This is a genomic window from Streptomyces sp. CB01373 (genome assembly GCF_002803075.1).
GTDB lineage: Bacteria > Actinomycetota > Actinomycetes > Streptomycetales > Streptomycetaceae > Streptomyces.
In genome coordinates this window covers 68,759-90,788 of sequence record NZ_NNBK01000019.1, presented here as the reverse complement: position 1 = coordinate 90,788, position 22,030 = coordinate 68,759, and the positions used below count along the sequence as shown (strand labels likewise).

Annotated in this window: 12 protein-coding genes and 3 pseudogenes; 3 read left to right on the top strand and 12 right to left on the bottom strand. The window is 69.0% G+C overall.

Annotated features, from left to right (window positions below):
- The first annotated feature begins 12 nt into the window (after positions 1 to 12).
- Complete coding sequence (locus tag CG719_RS28285) at positions 13 to 675, top strand: response regulator transcription factor (RefSeq protein WP_100571535.1); 663 nt, start codon at positions 13 to 15, stop codon at positions 673 to 675.
- A 73-nt stretch (positions 676 to 748) separates the two neighbouring features.
- On the opposite strand, the gene CG719_RS28280 is transcribed toward CG719_RS28285, so the two are convergent.
- Positions 749 to 934, bottom strand: coding sequence for a hypothetical protein (locus tag CG719_RS28280; protein WP_100571534.1), 186 nt, complete (start codon positions 932 to 934; stop codon positions 749 to 751).
- Between the two features lie 216 nt (positions 935 to 1,150).
- On the opposite strand from CG719_RS28280, the gene CG719_RS28275 reads away from it, so the two are divergent.
- Positions 1,151 to 2,044: a DUF1963 domain-containing protein gene (locus CG719_RS28275; RefSeq protein ID WP_100571533.1), complete on the top strand. Its 894-nt coding sequence runs from the start codon at positions 1,151 to 1,153 to the stop codon at positions 2,042 to 2,044.
- A 16-nt stretch (positions 2,045 to 2,060) separates the two neighbouring features.
- Here the strand turns inward: CG719_RS28275 and CG719_RS37590 are convergent.
- A pseudogene (locus CG719_RS37590) lies at positions 2,061 to 2,355 on the bottom strand (transposase); the annotation flags it as partial.
- Between the two features lie 46 nt (positions 2,356 to 2,401).
- Positions 2,402 to 2,533 (bottom strand): hypothetical protein, encoded by a 132-nt coding sequence (locus CG719_RS37230; protein WP_267895374.1) that lies wholly within the window; start codon positions 2,531 to 2,533, stop codon positions 2,402 to 2,404.
- Positions 2,534 to 2,705: 172 nt separating this feature from the next.
- Here CG719_RS37230 and CG719_RS36775 point away from each other — a divergent pair.
- A pseudogene (locus tag CG719_RS36775) lies at positions 2,706 to 2,879 on the top strand (helix-turn-helix domain-containing protein); the annotation flags it as partial.
- Here CG719_RS36775 and CG719_RS28255 read toward each other — a convergent pair.
- From CG719_RS28255 to CG719_RS28220, 9 genes and pseudogenes are all read right to left on the bottom strand, one after another.
- A pseudogene (locus CG719_RS28255) lies at positions 2,879 to 3,642 on the bottom strand (IS5 family transposase). The pseudogenes CG719_RS36775 and CG719_RS28255 sit on opposite strands and share 1 nt — an antisense overlap.
- 159 nt (positions 3,643 to 3,801) lie before the next feature.
- Positions 3,802 to 4,356 (bottom strand): SMI1/KNR4 family protein, encoded by a 555-nt coding sequence (locus CG719_RS35230; RefSeq protein WP_234375796.1) that lies wholly within the window; start codon positions 4,354 to 4,356, stop codon positions 3,802 to 3,804.
- Positions 4,304 to 4,678, bottom strand: coding sequence for a DNA/RNA non-specific endonuclease (locus CG719_RS37450; protein WP_324838904.1), 375 nt, complete (start codon positions 4,676 to 4,678; stop codon positions 4,304 to 4,306). Before CG719_RS37450 ends, CG719_RS35230 begins: the two co-directional genes overlap by 53 nt.
- A 25-nt stretch (positions 4,679 to 4,703) precedes the next feature.
- Positions 4,704 to 14,705, bottom strand: coding sequence for a LamG-like jellyroll fold domain-containing protein (locus CG719_RS28245; RefSeq protein ID WP_199836813.1), 10,002 nt, complete (start codon positions 14,703 to 14,705; stop codon positions 4,704 to 4,706).
- 169 nt (positions 14,706 to 14,874) lie between these two features.
- The gene (locus CG719_RS28240; RefSeq protein WP_100571531.1) at positions 14,875 to 17,058 is read right to left on the bottom strand and encodes a discoidin domain-containing protein; all 2,184 of its coding nucleotides are present in this window, start codon (positions 17,056 to 17,058) and stop codon (positions 14,875 to 14,877) included.
- Between the two features lie 68 nt (positions 17,059 to 17,126).
- The gene (locus tag CG719_RS28235; RefSeq protein WP_100571530.1) at positions 17,127 to 18,734 is read right to left on the bottom strand and encodes a glycoside hydrolase family 13 protein; all 1,608 of its coding nucleotides are present in this window, start codon (positions 18,732 to 18,734) and stop codon (positions 17,127 to 17,129) included.
- A 31-nt stretch (positions 18,735 to 18,765) separates the two neighbouring features.
- Entirely contained in the window at positions 18,766 to 19,641 is an 876-nt protein-coding gene (locus CG719_RS28230; RefSeq protein WP_100571529.1) for a carbohydrate ABC transporter permease, read from the bottom strand.
- Entirely contained in the window at positions 19,638 to 20,591 is a 954-nt protein-coding gene (locus CG719_RS28225; protein ID WP_100571528.1) for a carbohydrate ABC transporter permease, read from the bottom strand. Before CG719_RS28225 ends, CG719_RS28230 begins: the two co-directional genes overlap by 4 nt.
- A 5-nt stretch (positions 20,592 to 20,596) precedes the next feature.
- A complete protein-coding gene (locus CG719_RS28220) occupies positions 20,597 to 21,949 on the bottom strand; it encodes an ABC transporter substrate-binding protein (RefSeq protein ID WP_100571527.1) in 1,353 nt (450 codons plus the stop codon).
- Between the last annotated feature and the right edge of the window lie 81 nt (positions 21,950 to 22,030).

Below are 22,030 nucleotides of genomic sequence, written 5' to 3'. Positions count from 1 at the left end.
TACGCTGACCGGATGCCGATCACCGTTCTCCTCGTCGACGACGAACCGCTCGTACGGGCGGGCCTGCGCGCCGTGCTGGAGGCGCAGCCGGACATCGAGGTGGTGGGCGAGGCGGCCGACGGGGCCGCCGTGATCCCCCTGGTGCGGCAACTGCGCCCCGACGTCGTCGCGATGGACGTACGGATGCCCCTGATGGACGGCATCGAGGCCACCCGCGCCGTGCTGCGCACCGTGCCGGACCCGCCGAAGATCGTGGTGGTGACGACCTTCGAGAACGACGAGTACGTGTACGGGGCGCTGCGCGCGGGCGCCGACGGCTTCCTGCTGAAGCGGGCGCGGCCGGCGGAGATCGTGCACGCGGTACGGCTGGTGGCCGCGGGCGACTCGCTGCTGTTCCCTTCGGCGCTGCGGGAGTTGGCCGCCCGGTACGGCGAGGAACACGGCAACGCCGCGGCCCGGACGGCCATGGAGCGCGCCGCGCTGACCGAACGGGAGCAACAGGTGCTGCGCCTCATGGCCCGCGGCCTGTCGAACGCGGAGATCGCCACGCGCCTGGTGGTGGGCACCGAGACCGTCAAGTCCCACGTCAGCTCGGTCCTGACGAAACTGGGCACCCGCGACCGCACCCAGGCGGTCATCGCGGCGTACGAGTCCGGGTTCGTCGCCCCGGGCTGAGGCCGGCAGTGGCCGTACTCGACCCGTCCCTTCCCGTCACGGCGTTCGTCAAGGTGCCGCCATCGTCCCGGCGTCAGTCGGCGAACATTCCGGCAAACGGGTCCGACTCCCCCGTCCACGGGTCCAGCCCCTCCTTCCACAGGCGTTGCTCCTCCCGCCGGTTCAGGAAGGTCGCCGACTCCCGCCCCCAGAGGGAGAGATCACCGAGAGGACACTCGTCGAACTCCGCCCGCAACACACGCAAGAGGAAGTGCACCATCCCGCAGTCATCGACTCCGCCCCCTTCAGTTCGGGCTTCAGGACCGCTACTGAACTTGAACTCGTGATGCCTGGTGTTGGCAAGGCTGACCGCGAAGTGCCCCGTAACCCAGAACGGGGCCTGCTGGTGGATCCGACAGACCGTGCGGCTACTCTCAGCCCACCGCGGCCTCGGTCGTGGCCAAGCCAACGCTTTGGTCTGTGAGGAGCACGTCCGATGGCTCGCACCACCCCGCCACGTCCGCTCGATGTCGAGACGCTGTTCCCGGAGGTGGCCGACTATCGGAAGACGGCCGTTCGCCTGCATCCGCGCCTCGGCGATCCGAGCGCGCGGGAAAGCTCGCTCGGCGGACCCGTGCTCTGGCCGCTCTCGGAGCCCTGGCCCCACTGCGAGGACGACCACCCGCGCACGGCGTTCTCCCCTCCCGCCCAGGGACTGATCCCGCTCGTCCCGGTCCTCCAGCTATTCGCAACCGACGTGCCTGACCTGGCCTTCCCCAGCGCCGCCGATCTACTGCAGGTCCTCTGGTGCCCCTTCGACCACGAGGACGGCTACGTTCCCCGCCCCGAGATGTACTGGCGGGACAGCTCCCTGAGCGACCTACAGCCGGCCAATCCACCCTGCCCGACTGGCCCTGACAACGACTACCTACCGGACCCGTGCGTCCTGCACCCTGAGCGCGTCACCGACTACCCGAACTGGGACCTCCCGAACGAGGTCGCCGACGCGCTCGAAGTCCGGTTCGAACAGCTGGAGGAGGAAACCGGCTGGTCCTACTGGTCCCACCTCTCCGTGTCGGACGGCGTCAAGGTCGGCGGGTACCCGACGTGGACGCAAGAGCCTGACTGGCCGACGTGCCCTACATGCAGTGTGCGCATGGAGCATCTCCTGACGATCAACAGCTCCGAGTTCGACGGCGAGAGCTGGCGCACGTGGCTGCCCATCGAGGACACCCCGGCCACGGGAACCGTCTGGGACCTTCCTTACGAACAACGCACCGAGATCCAATGCCCCCCTGGGCTCATGCTCGGTGACATGGGCGGCATCTACCTGTTCGAATGCACCAGCTGCCCCGACAGGCCCTTCGCCTACCGCTCAGACTGTTCTTGACCGCGCGCGGCTTGAATCAAAGGGCCATACCGGTGCCCACGAGTCAGCGTCGATCACTTCGGGGCGGTACTGCAGCATCTTGAGCTTGCGCTTCACGGCTCGGGCAACCAGATGCCCTCCTGAGGGTTGAGGTCTGGGGCGTAGATGGGTAACTGGAACACGGTGAGCCAGTCGGCGTTCGCGGCGATGAAGTCCTTCATGCCAGTGGTCAGGTGGAGGCGGACGTTGTCCCAGACGGGCACGATCAGGCCGCCGAGCTGAATGCGGGCGCGGACGATCAGGTCGCGGAAGTCGCGCCAGCCGAAGCCCCGGTGCCCTCACCGCAGCCGGCGCCAGGTTGGATGATGTGTGTATCGATCAATGCTCGTTGGGCCGCCACAGCCAGCGCAGAGCGTCCGGCAGCAGGACGCCGCCGTGATTGGGGCTGTGTCCGCCGTCTCCCAGGACAAGGCGGAAGTCGTAGCCTGCCTCAGCGAGAGCGGCTGCCACGCGCAGGTTTTCGGCGAGCCAGTTCCACTGTGGCTCATTCCAGTGCAGGTCGCGGTGGCCGCCTTGCATGAAGATGCGCAGCGGCAGTCACAGACTGGACGGCACACATGACGGTCCGTAACCATGGTCGTGCTCGATGTCTGCGGCGGGGCAAGTGCGCGGGAGGTTGCCGATGGTGGCGGACAGCACGGTGGGGGCGGGGACGGGCAACGAGCCCGAGTGCTCGGACAGTCTGCGGACGTTCGGCGCGGTCGTCCAGGCGCTACGCGAGCACGCCGGCCTGAGCCGGGCGGAGCGGGGCGAGCGGGTCAGCTTCTCCAAGCACACAGTGAGCCCTTTCCATCTTCACTCTGAGCTGGTCAGATGAAGGGTGAGGACGGCCTGGACGAGGCTGGTGATCCGGGTGGTCGAGCACCGCAGTTTGCGGAGGAGCCGCCAGGACTTGAGGGTGGCGACGGCCTGCTCGACGAGGGCCCGGATCTTTGCGTGGGATCGGTTCACAGCCTTCTGGCCTGCGGAGAGGGTCTCCCACCGGCCCCAGCACGGGATGCGGACCGTGCCGCCGGCACCCCGGTAACCCTTGTCGGCCCAGCACTTGATGCCGGCCTCGACGAGGGCGTCGACGATGCCGTGTTCGCGGGCCGCGCGGACGTCGTGGACGGCGCCGGGCAGGGCCGGTGAGGCCCACAGCAGTCGACCGAAGGGGTCGGCGATGACCTGCACGTTCATCCCGTGCTTCTTATGTTTGCCGGAGTAGAACGGCCGGTCCGCGGCAATGCGGTCGATCGGCAGCACCGTGCCGTCCAGGATCACGAACGCCTTCACCGACGCGGTCCGCACAGCGTCGGTGAGGCTGGGGGCGAGGGCGGCCAGGAGTTGGACGGCCTCGGTGACATAGCGGTAGGCCGTGGTGGTTCCGACGCCGAACCCGGCCGCGAGTTGGGCATACGTGTGTCCCACCGCAGATGGGCGAGTGTCAGCAGGGCCTGACGGCCGGCGCTCAGGCGCCGCCAACGAGAACCGATCGCACGGCGGTGCCGCCGCAACTGCTGGGTGAGGAAGCGGAGGGCAGAGCTGGACACGTCGACGCCCGACGGGTAAACAAGCACGTGAAGCCTCTGGTGGAGACGGTTCTCTTGGTCGAAAACCCATCTACCAGGGGCTTCACCACGTTGTCGTCCCAACTGCGGTACGTCAGAGGCAGGTTGGAAAGGGCGTGGCTCACTGCATCATTTCGAAGCACGGCGGGTCAACGGTGCCGGTGACCGTCACGACTGCAGCGTGCCGACCGGCTCGAACATCGCCTCGCCCTCGATCACCGGGAAATCGAGTTCTCCACTAAGCGCCACCCACAGAAAGTCCGTAAACGACATTTCCAACTGGATCCACTCGCCCATGTCCAAGACCACGGACCAATCCTCCGCTCCGACACCTGGAGGGGCCAGGAAAACATGATTTCCGGAGGAAGATCGGGCGATTGGGACACAACCATCAGGCGCCGGATAAACGGGGAACGGATACATTTCCGGCGCATTCCGAGCCAGCTCAGAGTATGCATAGGATGCCTGTTCCCACAGTGACTCGAGACGCAATCCCTCGCCGCCAATCACCGCCCTTGGATGAAACAGATACAACTGGCCATTGACGCAGCCGGGACCGTATGCCGTCACGAACCGCTTGTAATCGCCCGGAAGGTTCAGTCCGGAGTGCGCCTCCAGCGCTTGCCAGTCCTGCCCCACATCACCGTTGACCGTCGGTTGTCCCAGAAGTTCACGGAATCGAGAGATTTCCACCGGATGACCTTTCGGAGCAGTCGTAACCACCAGATGGTCGATTATAAACGGTGCAGTTCAGACGATAACCACGATCTCCAACCGCACGCATTCGTATCTCCGTTGGGATGGCCGGGTCTTGCCCGTACACAGGGACGACACCGAGCGCCACACGCTCCTGCGATTTCACGGCACGTGTGACGTCGTCCTCCAGCGACCGCATATGGGGGGAGTTGGCCGGAGTCTGGTAGCCAGCCACGAAATTACGCAGAGTGTCGTTGGCGCCTCCCATCTGATTGCCGATCAAATGGAGGGCCGCCCGGTTTCCGACCGGCAACCGATCATATCCAGCAGGTTTCCACTTCGGGTCCAGGCGCCACGGTCGCAGATCGTACGAGTCAATATACGCAATCGCTCCAGTGGCGCGGCATTCCTCGGGGCCGGGGCCGATTGCTGCCGTTGGGGTCCCAGTCCGGCTTGGGGGCGGGCCGGGTGGGCGCGGGGACGGGATGGGGGCCCCTGTTGGGGTTGGGGTCGATGACCGGCCTGGGCGGGGTGATCACGCAGTTCCACACGCACCGGCCGCCACCGCTCCCCGCCGTGCCCGTCGGCACGTATCGAGGGTTCCGGCCAGGGGCGTTGGAGCCGCCGCAACTGCCCGTGCAGACAAGCCCTGACCGGCCGCCCGACGGTCCAGCGAATCGGCTGGCCTGCTTCGTCAGCGCGTTCGAGAGGCTGCCGGCGTAGTTGAGTGAAACGCCGGCCCCTCGGCGGTAAAGGTGACCGGTCGGCGGGCTGGGTGACAGCCAATCACCAACCACCAAACCCACCCCCGTCCCAAGCCCCAGGAGTGCGCCGAGCGCTGTGCCCTCCGGTCCCGCAACGCTGCCCACAGCGCCGCCGACGCAGGCCGGTGCCGTGACCGGAGTGGCACACGCCACGAGGTGCCCACTGGGGTCGGTTCCGTTGAGCGGGCTTCCGTTGATGTAGCCGTATCGGTTGGCCTGCGCTGAGGGTGTGGGATCGAGCTGCCAGGTGTCCCGTGCCGCGAAGGTGCCGGTGCCGGGCTGGTACCAGCGGGCGGCCATGTTGACGTCGCCGGAGTCCGGGTCGGTCCAGCCGGACTGGTAGCCGACAGCCGGGGTGGTGCCCTCGGTGGTGGTGACGGTGCCGAAGGGGTCGTAGGCGGTGGAGCCGGTGACCGTCCTCCCGTCGGTGGACAGGCCCGCGACGAGGTCGGTGTGCCGGTCGGTGACGGACCACTGGGTGGTGGTGCCGTCGGTGCTGGCCAGCAGGGAGCCGGCGGGGGTGCGGCTGTAGTCGGTCGTGCCGTCGCCGAGGAGGTTGTTGGACCCGCCGTCGTAGCGGAACGTGGTGGCGTTGTGCCTGGCGACGCGGTCCAGGGAGTCGTAGGTGAATGTTGCCGTGCCGTCGGTGACCTTGCGTTCGAAGGCGTCGAAGGCGAGGGTGCGGGTCTTCGTCCCGGCCGAGGTCCGGGCCAGGGTGCCGCGCGGGGTGTACGTGTACGTCGTCGAGCCGTCGGTCAGCTGCCGGTTGCGCGGGTCGTAGGTGGCGGTGACGGAGCCGGCCTTCGTGCGGTTGCCGGACGCGTCCCACGTGTAGTGGGTGGTCTGCTTGTCATGGGTCCAGTAGGTCAGGCGGCCTGCCTGGTCGTAGCCGTAGACGTGTTCGCCCGCGCCCGCCGTTCCGCTGGTCTGCTTCCAGGTCAGGCGGTCTTCCAGGTCGTAGGAGTAGGTGGTGGAGGCGAACTCGGTCCTCTCGTCCGGGCTGGTGATGATGTCGTCGGTGAGGCGGCCGAGGCTGTCGTAGCCGTAGCTGCGGCGTGCCGACTCCACCCACTGGGACGAGCCGGCCGGCTGGTTCGCGTACTGCTCCATCACGGGGCGTCCCGCGGCGTCCCACGCGTACCAGATGTCCGCGCCGGTCATCTCGTTCCACAGCCAGTCCAGCCGGCCCGCCGTGTCGTAGCCGTAGACGGTGGTGTTCTTCGCGTCCGTGCGTTCGGTCATGCGGCCGTCGGCGTCGTAGGCGTACTTCACCGTGCCGGCGGGGCCCGCAGCGGTAAGGAGCTCATCTCGGTCGTTGTAGGTGTAGGTGTTCGGAGTGAGCGGGGTGCCGGAACCGGCCGACGTGATCCGGCCCGCCAGGTCGTAGGACAGCGTGCGGTCCGTGGTCGGGGCCTCCGCGCCGCTGCCGGTCTCCTGGATGAGGCGGCCCAGGCCGTCGTAGACGCTCTCGCGCTTGACGCCGCCCGGCAGCAGTTCCGTCACCGCCTGGCCGGCCTTGTCGTAGACGGTGGTCCAGGTGCGGTCGGCCGCGTTCGGGTGCGCGGTCGTGGACGGTTCGGTCGTGGACTCGGGCAGGCCCCAGGCGTTGAAGGTGTGGAAGGTGGTGTTGCCACGGCCGTCGGTGAGACGCGTGCGGTTGCCGGTCTCGTCGTAGCCGAAGGTCGTCGTGATCGACTCGCTGCCGGAGACGGGCTCGACCTGCTTGGTCATCCGGCCGAGCGCGTCGTAGCCGTACGTGGTGCGGGCCTTGGTCTGCGCGGAGATCACCGCGGTCAGGTTGCCGTCGGCGTCGTATTCGGCGGCCGCCGTGCGCAGCGCGGTGGGGCCCTTGCCGTAGTCGGTGGTCGCGGTGACGTCGCCGAGGGCGTCGTAGGCGGTGGTCGTGCGGCGGTTGGTCGCGTCGATGGTCTCGGTCGGGCGGCCGAGGCCGTCGTAGTCGAATCTGGTGGTGCCGGCCGGGTCGGTCACGGACTTGGTCTCGCCCGCCGGGTTGTAGATACCGGTGGTGGTGATGCCGCCCGGTGTCGTCGAGGCGGTCTGGTTGCCCGCGTCGTCCCAGGTGTAGCGGGCGACCAGATTCTGCCGGTTCGGGTGGCGCTCGATCGTGGTGGCGGTCAGCTGCCGCCCGAGCTCGTCGTAGGTGGCTTCGGTGCGGGCGCCCGTCGGGTCCGTGGCGGAGAGCTGGAGGCCGGTCGGTGTCCAGGTGTAGCGGGACACGCCGCCGCCTTCGGCGTCCGTGGCAGGGCCCGCGAGCAGGCCGGAGCCGGGCTCGGCCCGCAGGGCGTCCGCCGGGCTCGCAACCGGGTCCGTCCTGCTGGTGAGCCGGCCGAACTGGTCGTACCCGTAGCGGGTCACGCGGCCGAGCGGGTCGGTGTCCGACTGCGGCAGGCCGAGTGCGTTGTACGCGACGCGGGTGGTCGCGGTGAGCGCGGCGGCGCCGCCCGGCGGGGTGTAGTCGGGCAGGGTCACGGCGGTCGTGCGGCCGAGGCGGTCGACCTCGGTACGGGTCACCTTCCCTCGGGCGTCCTTCGTCTCGGTCGCCTCGCCGAAGGTGTTGTAGCCGGTCAGCGTGGTCGGCTTGACCGTGGTCGCCGTGCCGCCGCTCTCCTCGGCCTGGACCGCTGGAGCGGTCTGCCGCACCGGGCGGCCGAGTTCGTCGTACCGGTAGGTGGCGGTGTACGCGGACGCGTCGGCGCCGGTGACGTTGCCGCGCGGGCTGACCGTGGTGAGCAGCAGGCCGCGCTGGTCGTAGGTTCCGGTCGTGGTGTGGGTGCTGGTGCCGTCGGTGACGGTCTGTCGCGTCAGGTTGCCCGCGGAGTCGTACTCCGCGGTCGTGGTGAGCTTCTTGCTCCCGGAGACGGTCTCCGTCTGTTCCTTCAGCCGGTCGTCGCCGTCGTAGGTGAAGGTGCTCGTCCGGTTCAGACCGCCCGGGTCGAGCACGCTGGTCCTGGTGCGGCCCAGCGCGTCCACGGTGTACGTCCGTGTGGTCCCGCCTCCGCCGATGACCTGCTGGGTCGGATTGCCCGCCGGGTCGTAGGTGTTGGACTCCAGGACGATGTCGCGCTTCTGGCCGTCGGCCTGGGTGACCTGCTTGGCCGTGGTGGTGGCGGGCAGCCCGTCGGCGAAGTAGGTGTAGGCCGTGGTGGCACCCATCGCGTCCGTGGTGGACGCCAGGCGGCCGGCCGGGTCGTAGGCGTTGGACACCACGGTCAGGTTCCGGATGATGCCGGACGGGTCTCCGGTCCAGTCGTTCACAACGGTGGTGGCGTGCTGTCCGCGTGCGGTGTAGGTGTACGCGAAGTGCGTTCCCGCCGTGTCGGTCGTCCCGGTGACGAGGCCCAGCGCGTCGTGCTCGTAGCGGGTGGTGTTCTGTTCGGCGTCGGTGGCGCTGTCGTTCAGACCGTGCGCGTCGTAGTGATAGGTGGCCGTGCGTACGGTGTCGCCGCCGGTGGTGTCCTTGGTCGTCTCCGAGAGGAGGTTGCCGTCCTCGTCGTAACCGCGTGTGATCACGGCGGTGTGGGTGGCGCCGGTGATCTCGTTCTTCGTCGCGGCGCCGCTCTCCGTGACGACGCGGGAGGCCGCGTCGTATGCGTAGCTCGTGGTCACGCCGTCGGGGAAGCTGTCGGAGATCTGCTTCTCGGACGTCTTCCGGCCCAGTCCGTCGTAGGTGTACTTGGTGACCAGCCCGGACGGTGAGGTGACCTCGGCCAGGTCGCCGCCCGCGTGGTAGCGGTACGACGTCTTCGCGCCGCCCGGTGTGGTCTGCGTCGACACCAGGCCGGCCGGGGTGGTGCCGCCGCCGACCGCGGTCTCGGTGCCGGCGGTGTACGTGGTGGAGGCCGTGCTGTTGTCCGGGCGGACGGCGGTGAGGGGCAGGCCGAGGGAGTTGTAGGTGTAGGCGGTGCGGTAGCGGTCGTCGCGGTAGTCGCTCGACCGCTGGTCGCGATGGGTCAGCGGCTTGTCGTTGCGCGGGTCGAGCGGGTCACTGCTGTTGAGGTGGTACGAGGAGAAACTCGTCCAGCAGGAGTCGGCGTCCCGGCAGGTCGTGGACGACACCACGTTGCCGCGCTCGTCGTGGCCTGTGACGGTGGCATGGCCGTTGGGGTCGGTGACCGTGTGCAGGAATCCGCCGTGGTCATAGGCGTACGACGTGACCGCGCCGGTGGCGTCGGTGCGGGAGACGACGCGCTGGCCGTGCAGGGCGTCGTACGCGGCCGTGCTGGTCCTCTGCTTCGGGTCGGTGAGGGTGATCGTGGACGTCAGGCCGGAGTCGGCGCCCTCGGCCTGTGCCCGGTAGTGGGCGGAGACCTGATCGGCGGTCAGCGGCTTGCGGTAGAGGGCGACCTCGTCGATGTCGCCGTTGAAGTAGTACGTGTTCGCCGGCAGGCCCATCCAGCCGGAGCTGCCGTAGCCACCGCCGACGTAGGAGTAGCGAAGCGACTGCTCCGCGATCGCGCCGTTCAGCGAGCCGACCTTGGCACCGTCCAGGTAGAGGGTCTGCGTGGTGCCCGAGGCCGACAGGACCACGTGGTGCCACGTCCCGTCCGTCACCTTCTGCGCCGAGACGATCGGAGTGGCTCCGGATACGTTGGCGAGATAGAACTCGCCCCGCAGTTTGCCCGCGCCGTCGATGTTCAGCACCGCGCGCCAGGAGGTCGGTACCTGGCCGATGGGCTGGTTCTGGTAGCCCAGCAGCACGGCCGACGGGGTCGAGGTGCGGAACCACATCTCCGCCGACAGGTCGGTCGTCCCCTTGGGGAGGGAGCCGGGCACTTCGACGAAACCGCCGCTGTCCAGGCGGACCGCCAAGTCGTCCCCGGGCCCGAACACGCCGGTCGTGCCGAGTGTGGACCGGTGCAGGATGGTCCCGTCCACATGGAAGGCGGCGTCCGTGTCCGGGCCGCCGACCTCACTGCGCAGCCTGGTGCCGTCGGTCTCGTTCAGCCGCCAGTACGCGGCCGGCGCGTCCGCGACGGCGACCCCCCGGTACTGGTCGCCTGTGCCGTTGATCAGGGCATTGCGGGCCTGAACGTGCAGGAGAGGCGTGTTGGTGGCGCCGGGGAAGGATATCGGCGCATACGTCCAGCTCTTGGTGCCGTCGGGCTTCATGGTCTGCGAGAAGCTGACCAACGCCTTGTCGTAGAAGGTGACTTCGTCGATCTCGCCGGTGAAGTTGCGGTAGCCGCCGGCCTGGCCGTCCCATCCGCTGGAGGCGTAGCCGCCGCCGATGAGCACGTGGGCATGGCGCAGTGTCTCGACGCCGCCGGCCGTCTGGCCCTGGTAGTCGCCGTCCACGAAGAGCACCTGGGCGCCTTCGTTTCCGGTGAGCAGGACGTGGTGCCACTTGTTGTCGTTGACCGCCTGCTTGGACAGGATGCTGCTCGCGCTGGGCGTGAACTTTCCGCGCAGCCTGCCGGCGGAGTCGATCACCAGCATGGGCCGATAGCCGGTCGGGGTGTCTCCGAACTCGGTGTTCTGGTTGGTGGCCAGCACGCCGGAATCGCCGGTTCTGAACCACAGCTCCACCGACATCGACGTGCCCTTGCCCAGGGACTCGGCGGGAACCTCGACCGCGCCGTCACCGGTGAACCCGGCGGCTGTGTCGTCGCCGTCGGCGAAGATGCCCGGACTGCCCAGGCGCACGCTGTCCACGTAGGCACCGGTCGAGTCGTCACCCAGGGGACTCGCGGCCTGTGCGCCGCTGCGCTCACCCAGTCGCCAGTAGCCGGTGGGACCGCTGCGCTGGATCGTCTCCGCGTACGAGGACGAGGCTGTCGAGTACGAGGGGGAGGAGACCTTCCAGATACCGCCGTTGGCGTCGGAGTGCTCGGTCAGCCGGCCGCTGACAGGGTCGTACCCGGCGGTGGCGTGCACTCGGCCGGACGGCAGGGTGACCTTGGTCATCTGGCCGATCGCGGCCCTGGCCGCGTAGTGCTCGGCAACCGTGACCGCGTCCAATGGGTGGTTGTAGAAGGCGACTTCGTCCATCTGCCCCTTGAAGTAGTAGTCGGCACCGGGCAGGTTCATCCAGCCGGAGGTGCCGTAGCCACCGCCGAGGTAGGCGTAGTCACCGGACTGGTCGATGATCGCCCCGTTCAGTGACCCGACCTTGGCACCGTCCAGGTACAGCGTCTGAGCGGCGGCGGACGCCGACAGCACCACGTGGTGCCACTGGCCGTCGGTGACGGTCCGCGACGACACGATGGGGGTCGCCCCGGAGGCACCGGACAGGTAGAACTCGCCGCGGAGCTTGCCCGCGGCGTCGATGTTCAGCACCGGACGCCATGAGTCCGGCTTCGTGCCGAGCTCGCCCTCCTGGAATCCGAGCAGCACCGCGATCGGCGTGCTGGTCCTGAACCACAGCTCGACGGCCGGGTACGCCGCCGCCTTCAGGGTGTCGGCGGGCAGTTCGATCACGGAGTCCGCGCCGTCGAAGGAGGCAGAGGTGTCCGCCGTGCCGGCGAGGGCGGAGCCGGTGCCGAGCTGAACGTCGCGGTAGACGGCCTCGTCGAGTCCGGTACGGGAGACGGCCTCGCTGGTCGCCGTTTCGCCTTCGCCCTCGCCCAGTCGCCAGTACGAGGTGGGGGCGGCGTCCAGGACGCTGCTGCGGTAGACGGAGCCGTCGCCGTACTCGTAGACCGTGCACTTGGTGGTGGACGACGGGCACACCTCGGTCAGCCGGTCGCCGTCATAACGGTAGTTCCAGGTGAGGCCGGGGCTGTTCGCGTCCACGGCGCTCGTCGTCACCGACTTGATGTGTCCCCCGGACCACGTGAAGGACAGCGAACGGCCCGAGAGGGCGTCGGTGACCTTCTTGACCGGGCCGCCGTCCTTCGTCTCGCGCGTGACATTCTGCGTGCGGCCCGCCACGTCGGCGATCTGGGCCAGTACACCGCTGGGCATGAAGTGGTAGGTGGTGCCGGAGCGTTCCCGCAGCGTCCAGCCTTCACCTCGGCGCGTGAGAGTGAGCGCACCGCCCGACGGCCCGGCGTAGGTGGCGTCGGGGTTGCGGCCGAACCGCACCTGGGAGCCGTCCGACAGTGTCACCAGCGCCGTCGACGTCTCCGGTTCCTCGCGGACCCGCATGTCCCAGCGGGTGGTCCAGCCGGAGCCGAACGCGCCGTCGGTGCGGGGGTCGAGGGAGTTGTAGGTGCGGGTGACCGACAGTTCCGGCCCGACGGTGGACACTGCCGCGTCCGTGGCCGCGGTGACGTAGTTGCCCGCCCGGACGCCGATCTCCTTGCCGTCGTCCGCGCCACCCAGGTGGCTGGTCACGGCCGGCTGGGGCAACCGCGTGGTCAGCAACGCGGGTCCGGGCTGAGCCGACGTGGCTGCGCCGTCGTAGACGTAGGCGTACCAGGCGTACGACTTGTCCCAGGACAGCCAGCCGGACGGCACCGCCCACTGCTGCGTGGCGCCGCGAGCGCCCTTCCTGCAGTTCTTGCGGAGGTTGCTGCCCTCGACCTCGCAGACCTCGAAGGTGTACTGGAGGGTCGCCTTCGGGGAGTGGTCGGCGTCCGTTCCCTTGGCCCACAACGTGGGGGTGAGCGAGTCGACCGTGACACCGCTGCCCGGCGACTCCGCCGTCAGCTGCGGCGGAATGTTCACCGCGGAGATCTTCACCGCGGGCCCGGGGACACCGGCCGAGGTGAAGCGGCTGACCCCGTAGTCGTCCATCGTCCACTGCACGGTGTACGTGGCAGGGGTCAACGGCGCGATCGTCGCGTCCAGCGTCACGCTGTCACCGGGCGCGACGTTCTTGGGCATGTCCGTCCAGGAGATCTTCGCCTTGTCGGTGATCTCCTTGCCGGACGCGTCGAACAGGTTGTACCGCAGCTTGAAGTTGCCGCCCTTGGGCCAGGTCTCCTGGCCCTGGTTGGTGACGGTGACCTTCTCGACGCCCTTCGCGGTGGCGGTGACCGGCGCGGTGAAGTCGCCGAGCTTGTACGTCGCGCCGTACTTGGTCCAGGTGATGTCCAGGCTGGGCTTGCCGTTCGGGTAGTCGTCCGAGCCGAACTGCTTCCAGCCCTTGGAGTCCGTCGTGGACGCCTTCACCGCCAGGCCATAGTTCTTCTTCCGGCCGTGTGTCCAGTCGTCCACCAGGGCGCGGCCGGCCGAGCCGAGCTTGATGGCCTCCCAGGCCGGACCGCACGACCACTTCTCCGTGTTCTCGGGACGCCAGCCGTGCGCGAAGCTCTTCGAGGCCAGTGACGAGCCGGTCGACGGTCCGGGCCACTTCGACGTCGTGGTCTCCGACCAGTTCGAGGTGATCGGGTGCACCGTCACCGGACGTGCCGTGCAGGACTGCGACCAGGTGTTGTAGAGAGCCAGGTCGGCTCCCAGCACCCAGGCGTTCTTCAGCGTGCTCTCCACACCGGAGAAGCGAAGGAACGCCGCGGCCTTGTGACCGCCACCGTCATAGGTGCCCACCTTCAGCACCGTGTCGGAGGCGAAGTTCTGATTGTACGGGTGCTCCACATACGTGCCGGAGGTCGCGGCGAAGGACTTCACGGACGGGTCGACCCGTACCGGGAACACCCGCTCCGGCGCGTTCAGCCAGTCCGCGTCCAGCCTCATCACGACGACCTGCCGACCGTCCTGCTCGACCAGGTCGTAGGCGACTCCCAAGGACACCGCGCCCTCGGCGGAGTCACCCGATGTCGCGGAGTCCTGCATCCACCCCGGCGGCATCCAGGCCCGCTGCATTCCGTCGACGTCGGTGAAGACAATGCCGCCGTGGCCGTCCGCGGCGGCCGTCAACCCCTCGAGCCGCAGCGGGAAACGCCACTCGGAGGGCGCGGTCCTGTCGTGAAGGACCAGGGTCTCCTTCACCGAGGAGCCGCCCGCCACGAACTCCAGATCAGCGGCGTCCCTCACCCCGGCATACGTGATCCGGCTGCCCTCGGCATGCCCGGTGGCCGCGGCGGAGCCCTCGACGGAATACCCGACCGACAGACCCTCGCCGGGCCCCATCCGCACCAGTGGGTCGGCGTCCGCCGACGCGGCGAAGGACACCGGTGACTCGGTCGCCTCCGTCTCCCAGCCCGGATCGCCGGCGTTCATCGTCCGCAGGCCGGCAAAGTCCTGGCGCACCAGCGTGGTGTCGATGGACGTCCAGCTTCCGTCCTTCGCAAGAAAGTTGACCGGTTCCGTGTAGAAGCGCGTGGTGTAGGTGCCATCCGTGTTCCGGAACGTGCGTTGCCGTTCCCTGCGTTCGCCCGTGAGCTCCGCACTGGACGTGGAATCGAAGCCCTCGACCGCGGGCGACTCGGGTGCCTGTGTCTCCTCGACCGGTCCCGGCTTCGGCAGCTTCGGAGTGCCGCCCAGCCGGGTCACCCCCGTCTGGCCCTCGGCGTCCAGCTCTCCACGGCCCTTGAGCGGCTCCGCGTGGCCGCCCGTCGCCGAAGCGTCCGTGGCATCCGCGGAGACCAAGTGGCCGCGCCCGGCGGCGGAACCCCACCGCTGGTCGGGAGCCTCCTCCCCGGGACCGCCTCCCGTCCGCTGGTCCACCGCGAACGCGGCGTGTTCGGTACCGGCCAGCACGGCCAGCACGAACGCAACAGCAACAACGTACGGACGTGCCGGACGCACGGAGGCCCACCTCGAAGATCAAGTTCTAAACGATCTTCGAATGGATCCCCTGGGCATCCACAAGAAATCCTCAATATGGCGTGACCATGATCACAGTGCACGCGGGCGGTCCCGGGCTGCGCCGCCTCGCGGAACCTGCTCCTGGCGGCGAAGCCCGGGACGCCTGCGGTCACGGGGTGAGGTAGGCCTCCACTTCACTGAACTGGCCCGCCGGCCAACCGGTGTTGGCGCTGACGGTCAGGCGGAGCCAGCGGAGGTTGGTGTTGCCCGGCAGGGACACGGTGACCGTGTTGCCGGTGGCCGGGTCGAAGCGGTAGCCCTGGGAGCCGACGACGGTGGAGTAGGACGAGCCGTCGGTGCTGCCCTGGACGGTGATGGTCTGGGTGCGGGCGCCCCAGGCCGACGACGGCGGCAGCTTCAGCACGAGCCGGCGTACGGCCTGGTTCGAGCCAAGGTCGACCGTCAGGGACTGCGGGAAGGCGTTGTTGGTGGACTCCCAGTAGGTACCGGCGTTCCCGTCGACCGCGTTGCCCGGGGTGTAGACGTCCTGGGAGCCGGTGGCCGTGGCCGGGCGGCCCTTGGCGAGGTTGCGGCCCGGGTCGGGGTCGGGGTTGCCCTGACCGGGCTTGGGCCAGGTCGAGCAGTCCGACCAGGTGGTGTTCCAGCCGGAGTTGCCGCCGCCGTCGGTCAGCGCGAAGCTGCCCGAGCCCGCCGGGTAGGGGCAGTTGTAGATGCCCGCAGCGCCCACGCCGGTGGCGGTGACGCCGCGGAAGGTCGCCGCGCCCTGCGCCTCGGCCTGGACGACGACCGTGCCGGTGTTCTTCACGGTCGCGCCGTCGACGGTGACGCCCTTGACCGGGTACCCGTAGCCTCCGCCCGACACGAACTCGAAGGCGCTGTACGGGCTGTCGGTGATCGTGGTGTTGGTGATGCGGACGGTGGCGTTGATGGCGCTGTCGTAGGAGTCGACGCGCAGCGCGCCCATCGGGTGGTTCCAGTTGGGGTTCATCGCGCCGGCCCGCACCAGCGTGTTGCCGTCGACCGTGATGGTGCCGGCCAGCGGGGAGAAGGGGTCGAGGAACTTCTGGTTGGAGATCGCGATGCCGCTGCCGAGGGCGTTGGTGTCGGAGATCAGGTTGTCCTTCACCGTGATGTCCGTACCGCCGTAGATCGCGATGCCGTTGGCGAGGTTCGGCTGCGAGATGGTGTTGTTCTCGAAGCTGCTGTTGGTGTCCGGACCGTACAGCGACCACATGGCGAGCGAGTCGTCGCCCTGGTTGCGCAGGAAGTTGTTGCGGACCTTCACGCCCTTGGCGGTGCCGTTGAGGTTGAGGCCGTCGGCGGTGGTGTCGAGGATGCGGCTGTTCTCGACGACGAGGTTGTCGTTGTTGCCGGTCAGCCACAGGCCGACCTTCAGGTGCTGGAGCCACATGCCGGAGACGGAGGAGTTCGGTCCGAGCGAGCCGTTGACGAAGTTGTCGGGGCTGGAGTCGACGCGCTCGGTGACCTCGCCGATGACCGCGAAGTCCTTGATGCGCACGTTCCCCGAGGAGCTGGACTGGTCGATGAACCGGGAGGCGTGCACGACCGAGTACCAGCTGCCCGCGCCCTGGAGGGTGACGTTCTGGACGCCGCTCAGGGAGGACGTGAGCCGGTAGTCGCCCGGCGGGATCCACACCACGCCGCCCTGCGCGGCGGAGATGGCGTCCCGGAAGGCCTGGGTGGAGTCGCCCTGGCCGCTGGGGTCGGCGCCCTTGGAGGTGACGGAGACCGATCCGGCGGGCTGTGAGGCGGCCCCGGCGACCTGCTCGAAGTCGGCGACGTCCACGGTGACCTGGACGTTCGCGGCCTCCACGGCGACCTTGTCGCCGGGCTGGACGTTCTGGCCCAGCAGCAGGCGCGTGTTGTCGAAGAAGTGGTGCGTTCTGGCGCCGGCGATCCAGCCGGTGTCGACATAGGAGTACTTCGAGGTGACCGCGAGCGTCCTGCTCAGCCTCGTGCCGTTGACGTACACGTTGAGCGTGCCGGACTGGCCGTCGGGGACGCTGTAGGAGACGTTCACGGCGTTGGCGGCGCGCGGCACCGTGAACTCCACGCGCTGCCCGGAGGACAGCCGGACGGCCTGGCGTCCTGAGGCCTCGGAGGCGATGGTGCCCTGGGTGTAGTCCGGCCCGATCCTGGTCCCGTTGGTGGTGGCGGACTCGGCCTCGACCGAGGTGAGGGGGAGGGTGGCGCCCGCCGCGGCGTGGGCGGCGGGTGCGCCGAGGGTGACGAGCATGCCGGCGGCGAGGGCGACACTCGCCCCGATGGCCGGCAGACGCCGGGCTGATCCGGCCCTGGTTGTCGCGTGCATGTGCTGATCCCTTCGTGGTGGGGGAACGGGGATAGCGCGGTGCGTCGCGGCGGCCGGGCTGCGCGGGCTCAGGCGCGCAGCCAGGCCGCCGTGTCCTGCGGGAGCCGGCCGGCCTCGTCCAACGGGCCGCTGCTCAGCAGGAGTTCTGTGTGGGCGGGAAGTTCGGCGGGCGTGGCGGCGAGGTTGACGACACAGGTCGCGCCGTCGGCCCGGGTGAAGGCGAGGACGCCTTCGGGGGCGGGCAGCCAGGTCAGGGGGGCGTCGCCGAAGGCCGGGCGGAGGCGGATCGCCTCGCGGTAGAGGGTGAGCATGGAGAAGGGGTCGCCTTGCTGCCGGTCGACGGCGTACGCGGGCCAGCCGGCCGGCTGCGGCAGCCACGGTTCGTCGCAGGAGCCGAAGCCGGCGTACGGCGCGTCGGCCGCCCAGGGCAGCGGGACCCGGCAGCCGTCGCGGCCGGGGTCGGTGCCGCCGGAGCGGAAGTGCATCGGGTCCTCGATGCGGTCGAGGGGGATGTCCGCCTCGGGCAGGCCGAGTTCCTCGCCCTGGTACACGTAGACCGCGCCGGGCAGGGCGAGGGACAGCAGGGCGGCGGCCCGGGCCCGGCGGGTGCCGACGGCCAGGTCGGTGGGGGTGCCGAAGGCCTTGGCGGCGAAGTCGAAGCCGGTGTCGGCACGGCCGTAGCGGGTGACCGTGCGGGTGACGTCGTGGTTGCACAGCACCCAGGTGGGCGGTGCCCCCACGGGGGCGTGCTCGGCGAGCGTCGTGTCGATCGACTCCCGCAGCCGTCCGGCGTCCCAGGGGCATGACAGGAAGGAGAAGTTGAAGGCGGTGTGGAGTTCGTCGGGGCGCAGGTAGCGGGCGAAACGCTCGGGGTCGGGAAGCCACACCTCGCCGACGAAGACGCCGTCGTGGACGTCGGCCACGGACCGCCAGGAGCGGTAGACGTCGTGGAGTTCGTCGCGGTCGACGAACGGGTGGGGGTCCTGGCCCTCGACGAGGTCCGGCAGCGCGGGGTCCTTGGCGAGCAGGGCGGCCGAGTCGATGCGGACGCCCGCGACACCCCGCTCGAACCAGAAGCGCAGGATGTCCTCGTGCTCCTGGCGGACCGCCGGGTGGTCCCAGTTGAGGTCGGGCTGCTCGGGTGTGAACAGGTGCAGGTACCAGTCGCCGTCGGGCAGCCGCGTCCACACCGGTTCGGTGGAGCCGACGAACTGGGACGGCCAGTCGTTGGGCGGCAGTTCGCCCCTTTCGCCGCGGCCGGAGCGGAAGTGGAACAGCTCGCGCTCGGGGCTGCCCGGCGGCGCGGCGAGCGCGGCGCGGAACCAGGGGTGCTGGTCGGAGACGTGGTTCGGTACGACGTCGACGATGGTGCGGATGCCCAGTTCCCGGGCCTCCGAGATCAGTTTCTCCGCCTCGGCGAGGGTTCCGAAGGCCGGGTCGATGGCCCGGTAGTCGGCGACGTCGTAGCCGCCGTCCTTCATCGGCGACAGGTACCACGGGGTGAACCAGAGGGCGTCCACGCCGAGTTCGGCGAGGTACGGGAGCTTCGCGCGGACTCCGGCGAGGTCACCGGTGCCGTCCCCGTCGCCGTCCGCGAAACTGCGCACATAGACCTGGTAGATGACGGCGGAGCGCCACCAGTCGGTCTGCTTCCGGGCATGGGTGGGCTGTCCCACAGTGCGTGCCTTTCTGTCGAGGGGGGCCGTGTCAGCCCTTGGTGCTGCCGGCGCTGATCCCGGCGATGATGTGCCGCTGGAAGACGAGGAACAGGGCGACCATCGGAATGCTGGCGATCACCATCGCGGCGACCAGCACGGTCAGTTGGATGTTCTGCGAAAGCTGGACGAGGGCCACGCTGATCGGCTGCTTGTCGGTGTCGGAGAAGACCATCAGCGGCCAGAGGAAGTCCTGCCACACGGCGACAAGCGCGAAGATCGAGACTACGCCGAGGACCGGCCGGGACATGGGCAGCACCACCGACCACAGGATGCGCAGCCGTCCGGCGCCGTCGATCTCGGCGGCCTCCAGAACGTCCCGCGGAAGCTGGTCGAAGAACCGTTTGAGGAGGTAGAGGTTGAAGGCGTTGGCGACGGCCGGCAGCCAGATCCCGAGGGGGTCGTTGAGCAGGCTCGTGTGGATCAGCGGCAGATCGGCGACCGTCAGGTACTTCGGTACGACGAGGGCCTGCGCCGGGACCATGAGGGTGGCGAGGATGCCGCCGAGGACCACCTTGCCGAAGGCGGGTCTCAGCTTGGACAGGGCGTAGGCGGCGGTGGTGCAGAACACCAGCTGGAACGCCCAGGCGCCGGCGGCCTGCACCACCGTGTTCCACAGGTGCTGCGGGAGCTGCATCAGGTCCCAGGCGTCGGTGAAGCCGCCGAGGTGCCAGCGCTCGGGCAGCGGGGTGGGCGGGGTGCGGGCGATCTCGTCGGGCGACTTCATCGCGCCGGTCGCCATCCAGTAGACCGGGAAGAGGAAGGCGAGCGCGAAGAGCAGGACGACACCGGTGAATACGGTCCAGTAGACGGCCTTGCCGCGCGGGCGGGCCAGGACGGCCGGGGAGATCAGGGTCCGGGTGCTCATGCGTCCCCCTCGGAGCGGGTGAGCCGCAGATAGACGGCGGAGAACGCGCCGAGCAGCACCAGGAGCATCACGCTGAGCGCGCAGGCCCCGCCGAAGTCGTTGTAGAGGAAGGCGTACTTGTAGATCAGGTAGAGCACGGTGACCGTGGCGTTCTCCGGGCCACCGCCCGTGATGACGAACGGTTCCGTGAACACCTGCATGGTGGCGATGATCTGGAGGAGCATCAGCATCAGGATGACGAACCTGGTCTGCGGGACCGTCACGTGCCGCACACGCTGGAGGAGGTTCGCGCCGTCCAGTTCCGCGGCCTCGTACAGCTCGCCGGGGATGGACTGGAGCGCGGCGAGGTAGATCAGGACGGTGCCGCCCATGTTGGCCCAGGTCGCCACGATCACCAGGGAGAGCAGGGCGGTGTCGGCGCCGTTGGTCCAGTTCGAGGTGGGCAGGTGCAGGAAGCGCAGCGCCTCGTTGGCGAGGCCGGCGCCGGGGTCGTAGAACCACTTCCAGAGCAGGGCGCTCACCACCGGCGGGATCATCACCGGCAGGTAGACCACGACCCGGAAGAAGGCCTTGGCGTGGCGGAGTTCGTTGAGGACCAGGGCGAGGACGAACGGGACGGCGAAGCCGATGAGCAGGGCCAGCAGCGTGAAGGTGAGCGTGTTGCGCCAGGCCGCCGTGAACTCCGGGTCGTGCAGGACGCGGGTGAAGTTGGCGGTGCCGACCCACTCGGGCTCGGCGCCAGGCGTGTACTTCTGGAAGGCGATCACGACCGCGCGGATCGCCGGGTACCAGGAGAACAGGGCGAAGCAGACGAGGCCGCCGAGGAGGAATCCGTAGGCATGGAGCTGGTCGCGCAGTCGCCGCCGCCTCCGGTCCCCTGCCGGGGGCGGCGCCGGGAGGGAGCGGACGGCGACCGCCGGGGCGGATCGCCGCGCTGCCGTCTTCGTCATCGCCGTCAGCTCCGGGACAGGATGCTGTCGATCTTGCCGGAGGCGTCCCCCAGGAGCTGGTCGATGTTCGCGTCCTTCTTGGTGAGGACGGCGGAGACGACCCCGTCGAGGACGGAGTAGATCTGCTGGGCGTTCGGCGGCTCTATCTTCAGCTGGAGGCTCTTGTTGCCGTCGAGGAAGGCCTGGTAGTTCTCCACCGGGACGTTCGCGTTGGCCTTCTTGACCTCCTGGTCCTTGGCGTCGGCGGCGCCGGTGAACAGCCGCGGCTCGGGCAGGCCGACCGGGCCGTCGTTCTTCTTGGCGCGGGCGTAGTCGCCGAGGAAGCCCTCGCCGGGGGTGAGGAACATGTGGTCGAGCCACTTGAGGCCGGCGCGGATCTGGTCGGGCGTGGCCTTCTTGTTGAACATGTAGCCGTCGCCGCCGATGAGCGTGCCCTTGCCGCCGGGCATCGGGGCGAGGGCCAGGTCCTTGTAGTTGCCGCCCTTCTCCTTGACCAGGATCGGGATGTTGTCGGGGGCGGAGAGGTACATGCCGAGCTTGCCCGAACCCATCATCTGCTGCACGTCGTTGATGACGAGGAGCTGTTTGCTGCCCATCGAGTCGTCGGTCCAGCGCATGTCGTACAGGTTCTGGAGCACGGCGTGGCCCTCGGGGGTGTCGACGGTGGCCTTCTTGCCGTCGGCGTCGACGACGTCGCCGCCCTGCGAGTACAGCTCGGCGGTGAAGTGCCAGCCGCCCTGGTTCTGGGCGCTGTAGTCGGCGTAGCCGACGGTTCCGCCGCCGAGCGCGGCGATCTTCTTGGCGGCGGCGCGGACCTCCTCCCAGGTGGCCGGCGGCTTGTCGGGGTCGAGGCCCGCCTTCTCGAAGAGCTTGCGGTTGTAGATCAGGCCCATCGAGTAGCCGGTGCGCGGGACGCCGTAGATCTTCCCGTCGACGGTGTAGATGTCGCGCAACTGCTGCTGGATGGTGTCGTAGCTCTTCAGCTCCTTGACGTACGGGGTGAGGTCGGCGGCCTGGTTGATGTCCACGACGTGCCTGGCGTCGGTGAAGTAGGTGTAGAAGACGTCCTCCATCTGGCCGCCGGCCAGCTTGGCGTCAAAGGTCTTCGGGTCCTGGCAGGGGAAGGCGTCGTGCGCGACGACGTCGATGTCCTGGTTCCGCTTCTCGAAGGAGGCGATGTCCTCCTCGAAGAACTTCCGGTCGACCTTGGCGCTCTTGGGCGGCTCGCAGTTGACGGTGATGCGGGTCTTGCCGCCGGACGACTCGTCGTCCGACGACCCGCAGGCCGTGGCGACGAGGGCAAGGGAGGAACAGACGCCGATCGCCGCAAGTGTGCGGCGGAAGCCGGTGCTTGACATCGGTGGACCCCTCTGGACAGGAGCTGTGGGCGCCGCACACTCAAGCACCGGCGACAGGGCTTCGCAAGATGTCGCGCAGAA

What these genes read in the sequence shown, in the direction of transcription:
- CG719_RS28285 (WP_100571535.1), top strand. Translation starts at nt 13, where the DNA reads ATGCCGATCACCGTTCTCCTCGTCGACGACGAACCGCTCGTACGGGCG.
- CG719_RS28280 (WP_100571534.1), bottom strand. Translation starts at nt 934, where the DNA reads ATGGTGCACTTCCTCTTGCGTGTGTTGCGGGCGGAGTTCGACGAGTGT.
- CG719_RS28275 (WP_100571533.1), top strand. Translation starts at nt 1,151, where the DNA reads ATGGCTCGCACCACCCCGCCACGTCCGCTCGATGTCGAGACGCTGTTC.
- CG719_RS28240 (WP_100571531.1), bottom strand. Translation starts at nt 17,058, where the DNA reads ATGCACGCGACAACCAGGGCCGGATCAGCCCGGCGTCTGCCGGCCATC.
- CG719_RS28230 (WP_100571529.1), bottom strand. Translation starts at nt 19,641, where the DNA reads ATGAGCACCCGGACCCTGATCTCCCCGGCCGTCCTGGCCCGCCCGCGC.
- CG719_RS28225 (WP_100571528.1), bottom strand. Translation starts at nt 20,591, where the DNA reads ATGACGAAGACGGCAGCGCGGCGATCCGCCCCGGCGGTCGCCGTCCGC.
- CG719_RS28220 (WP_100571527.1), bottom strand. Translation starts at nt 21,949, where the DNA reads ATGTCAAGCACCGGCTTCCGCCGCACACTTGCGGCGATCGGCGTCTGT.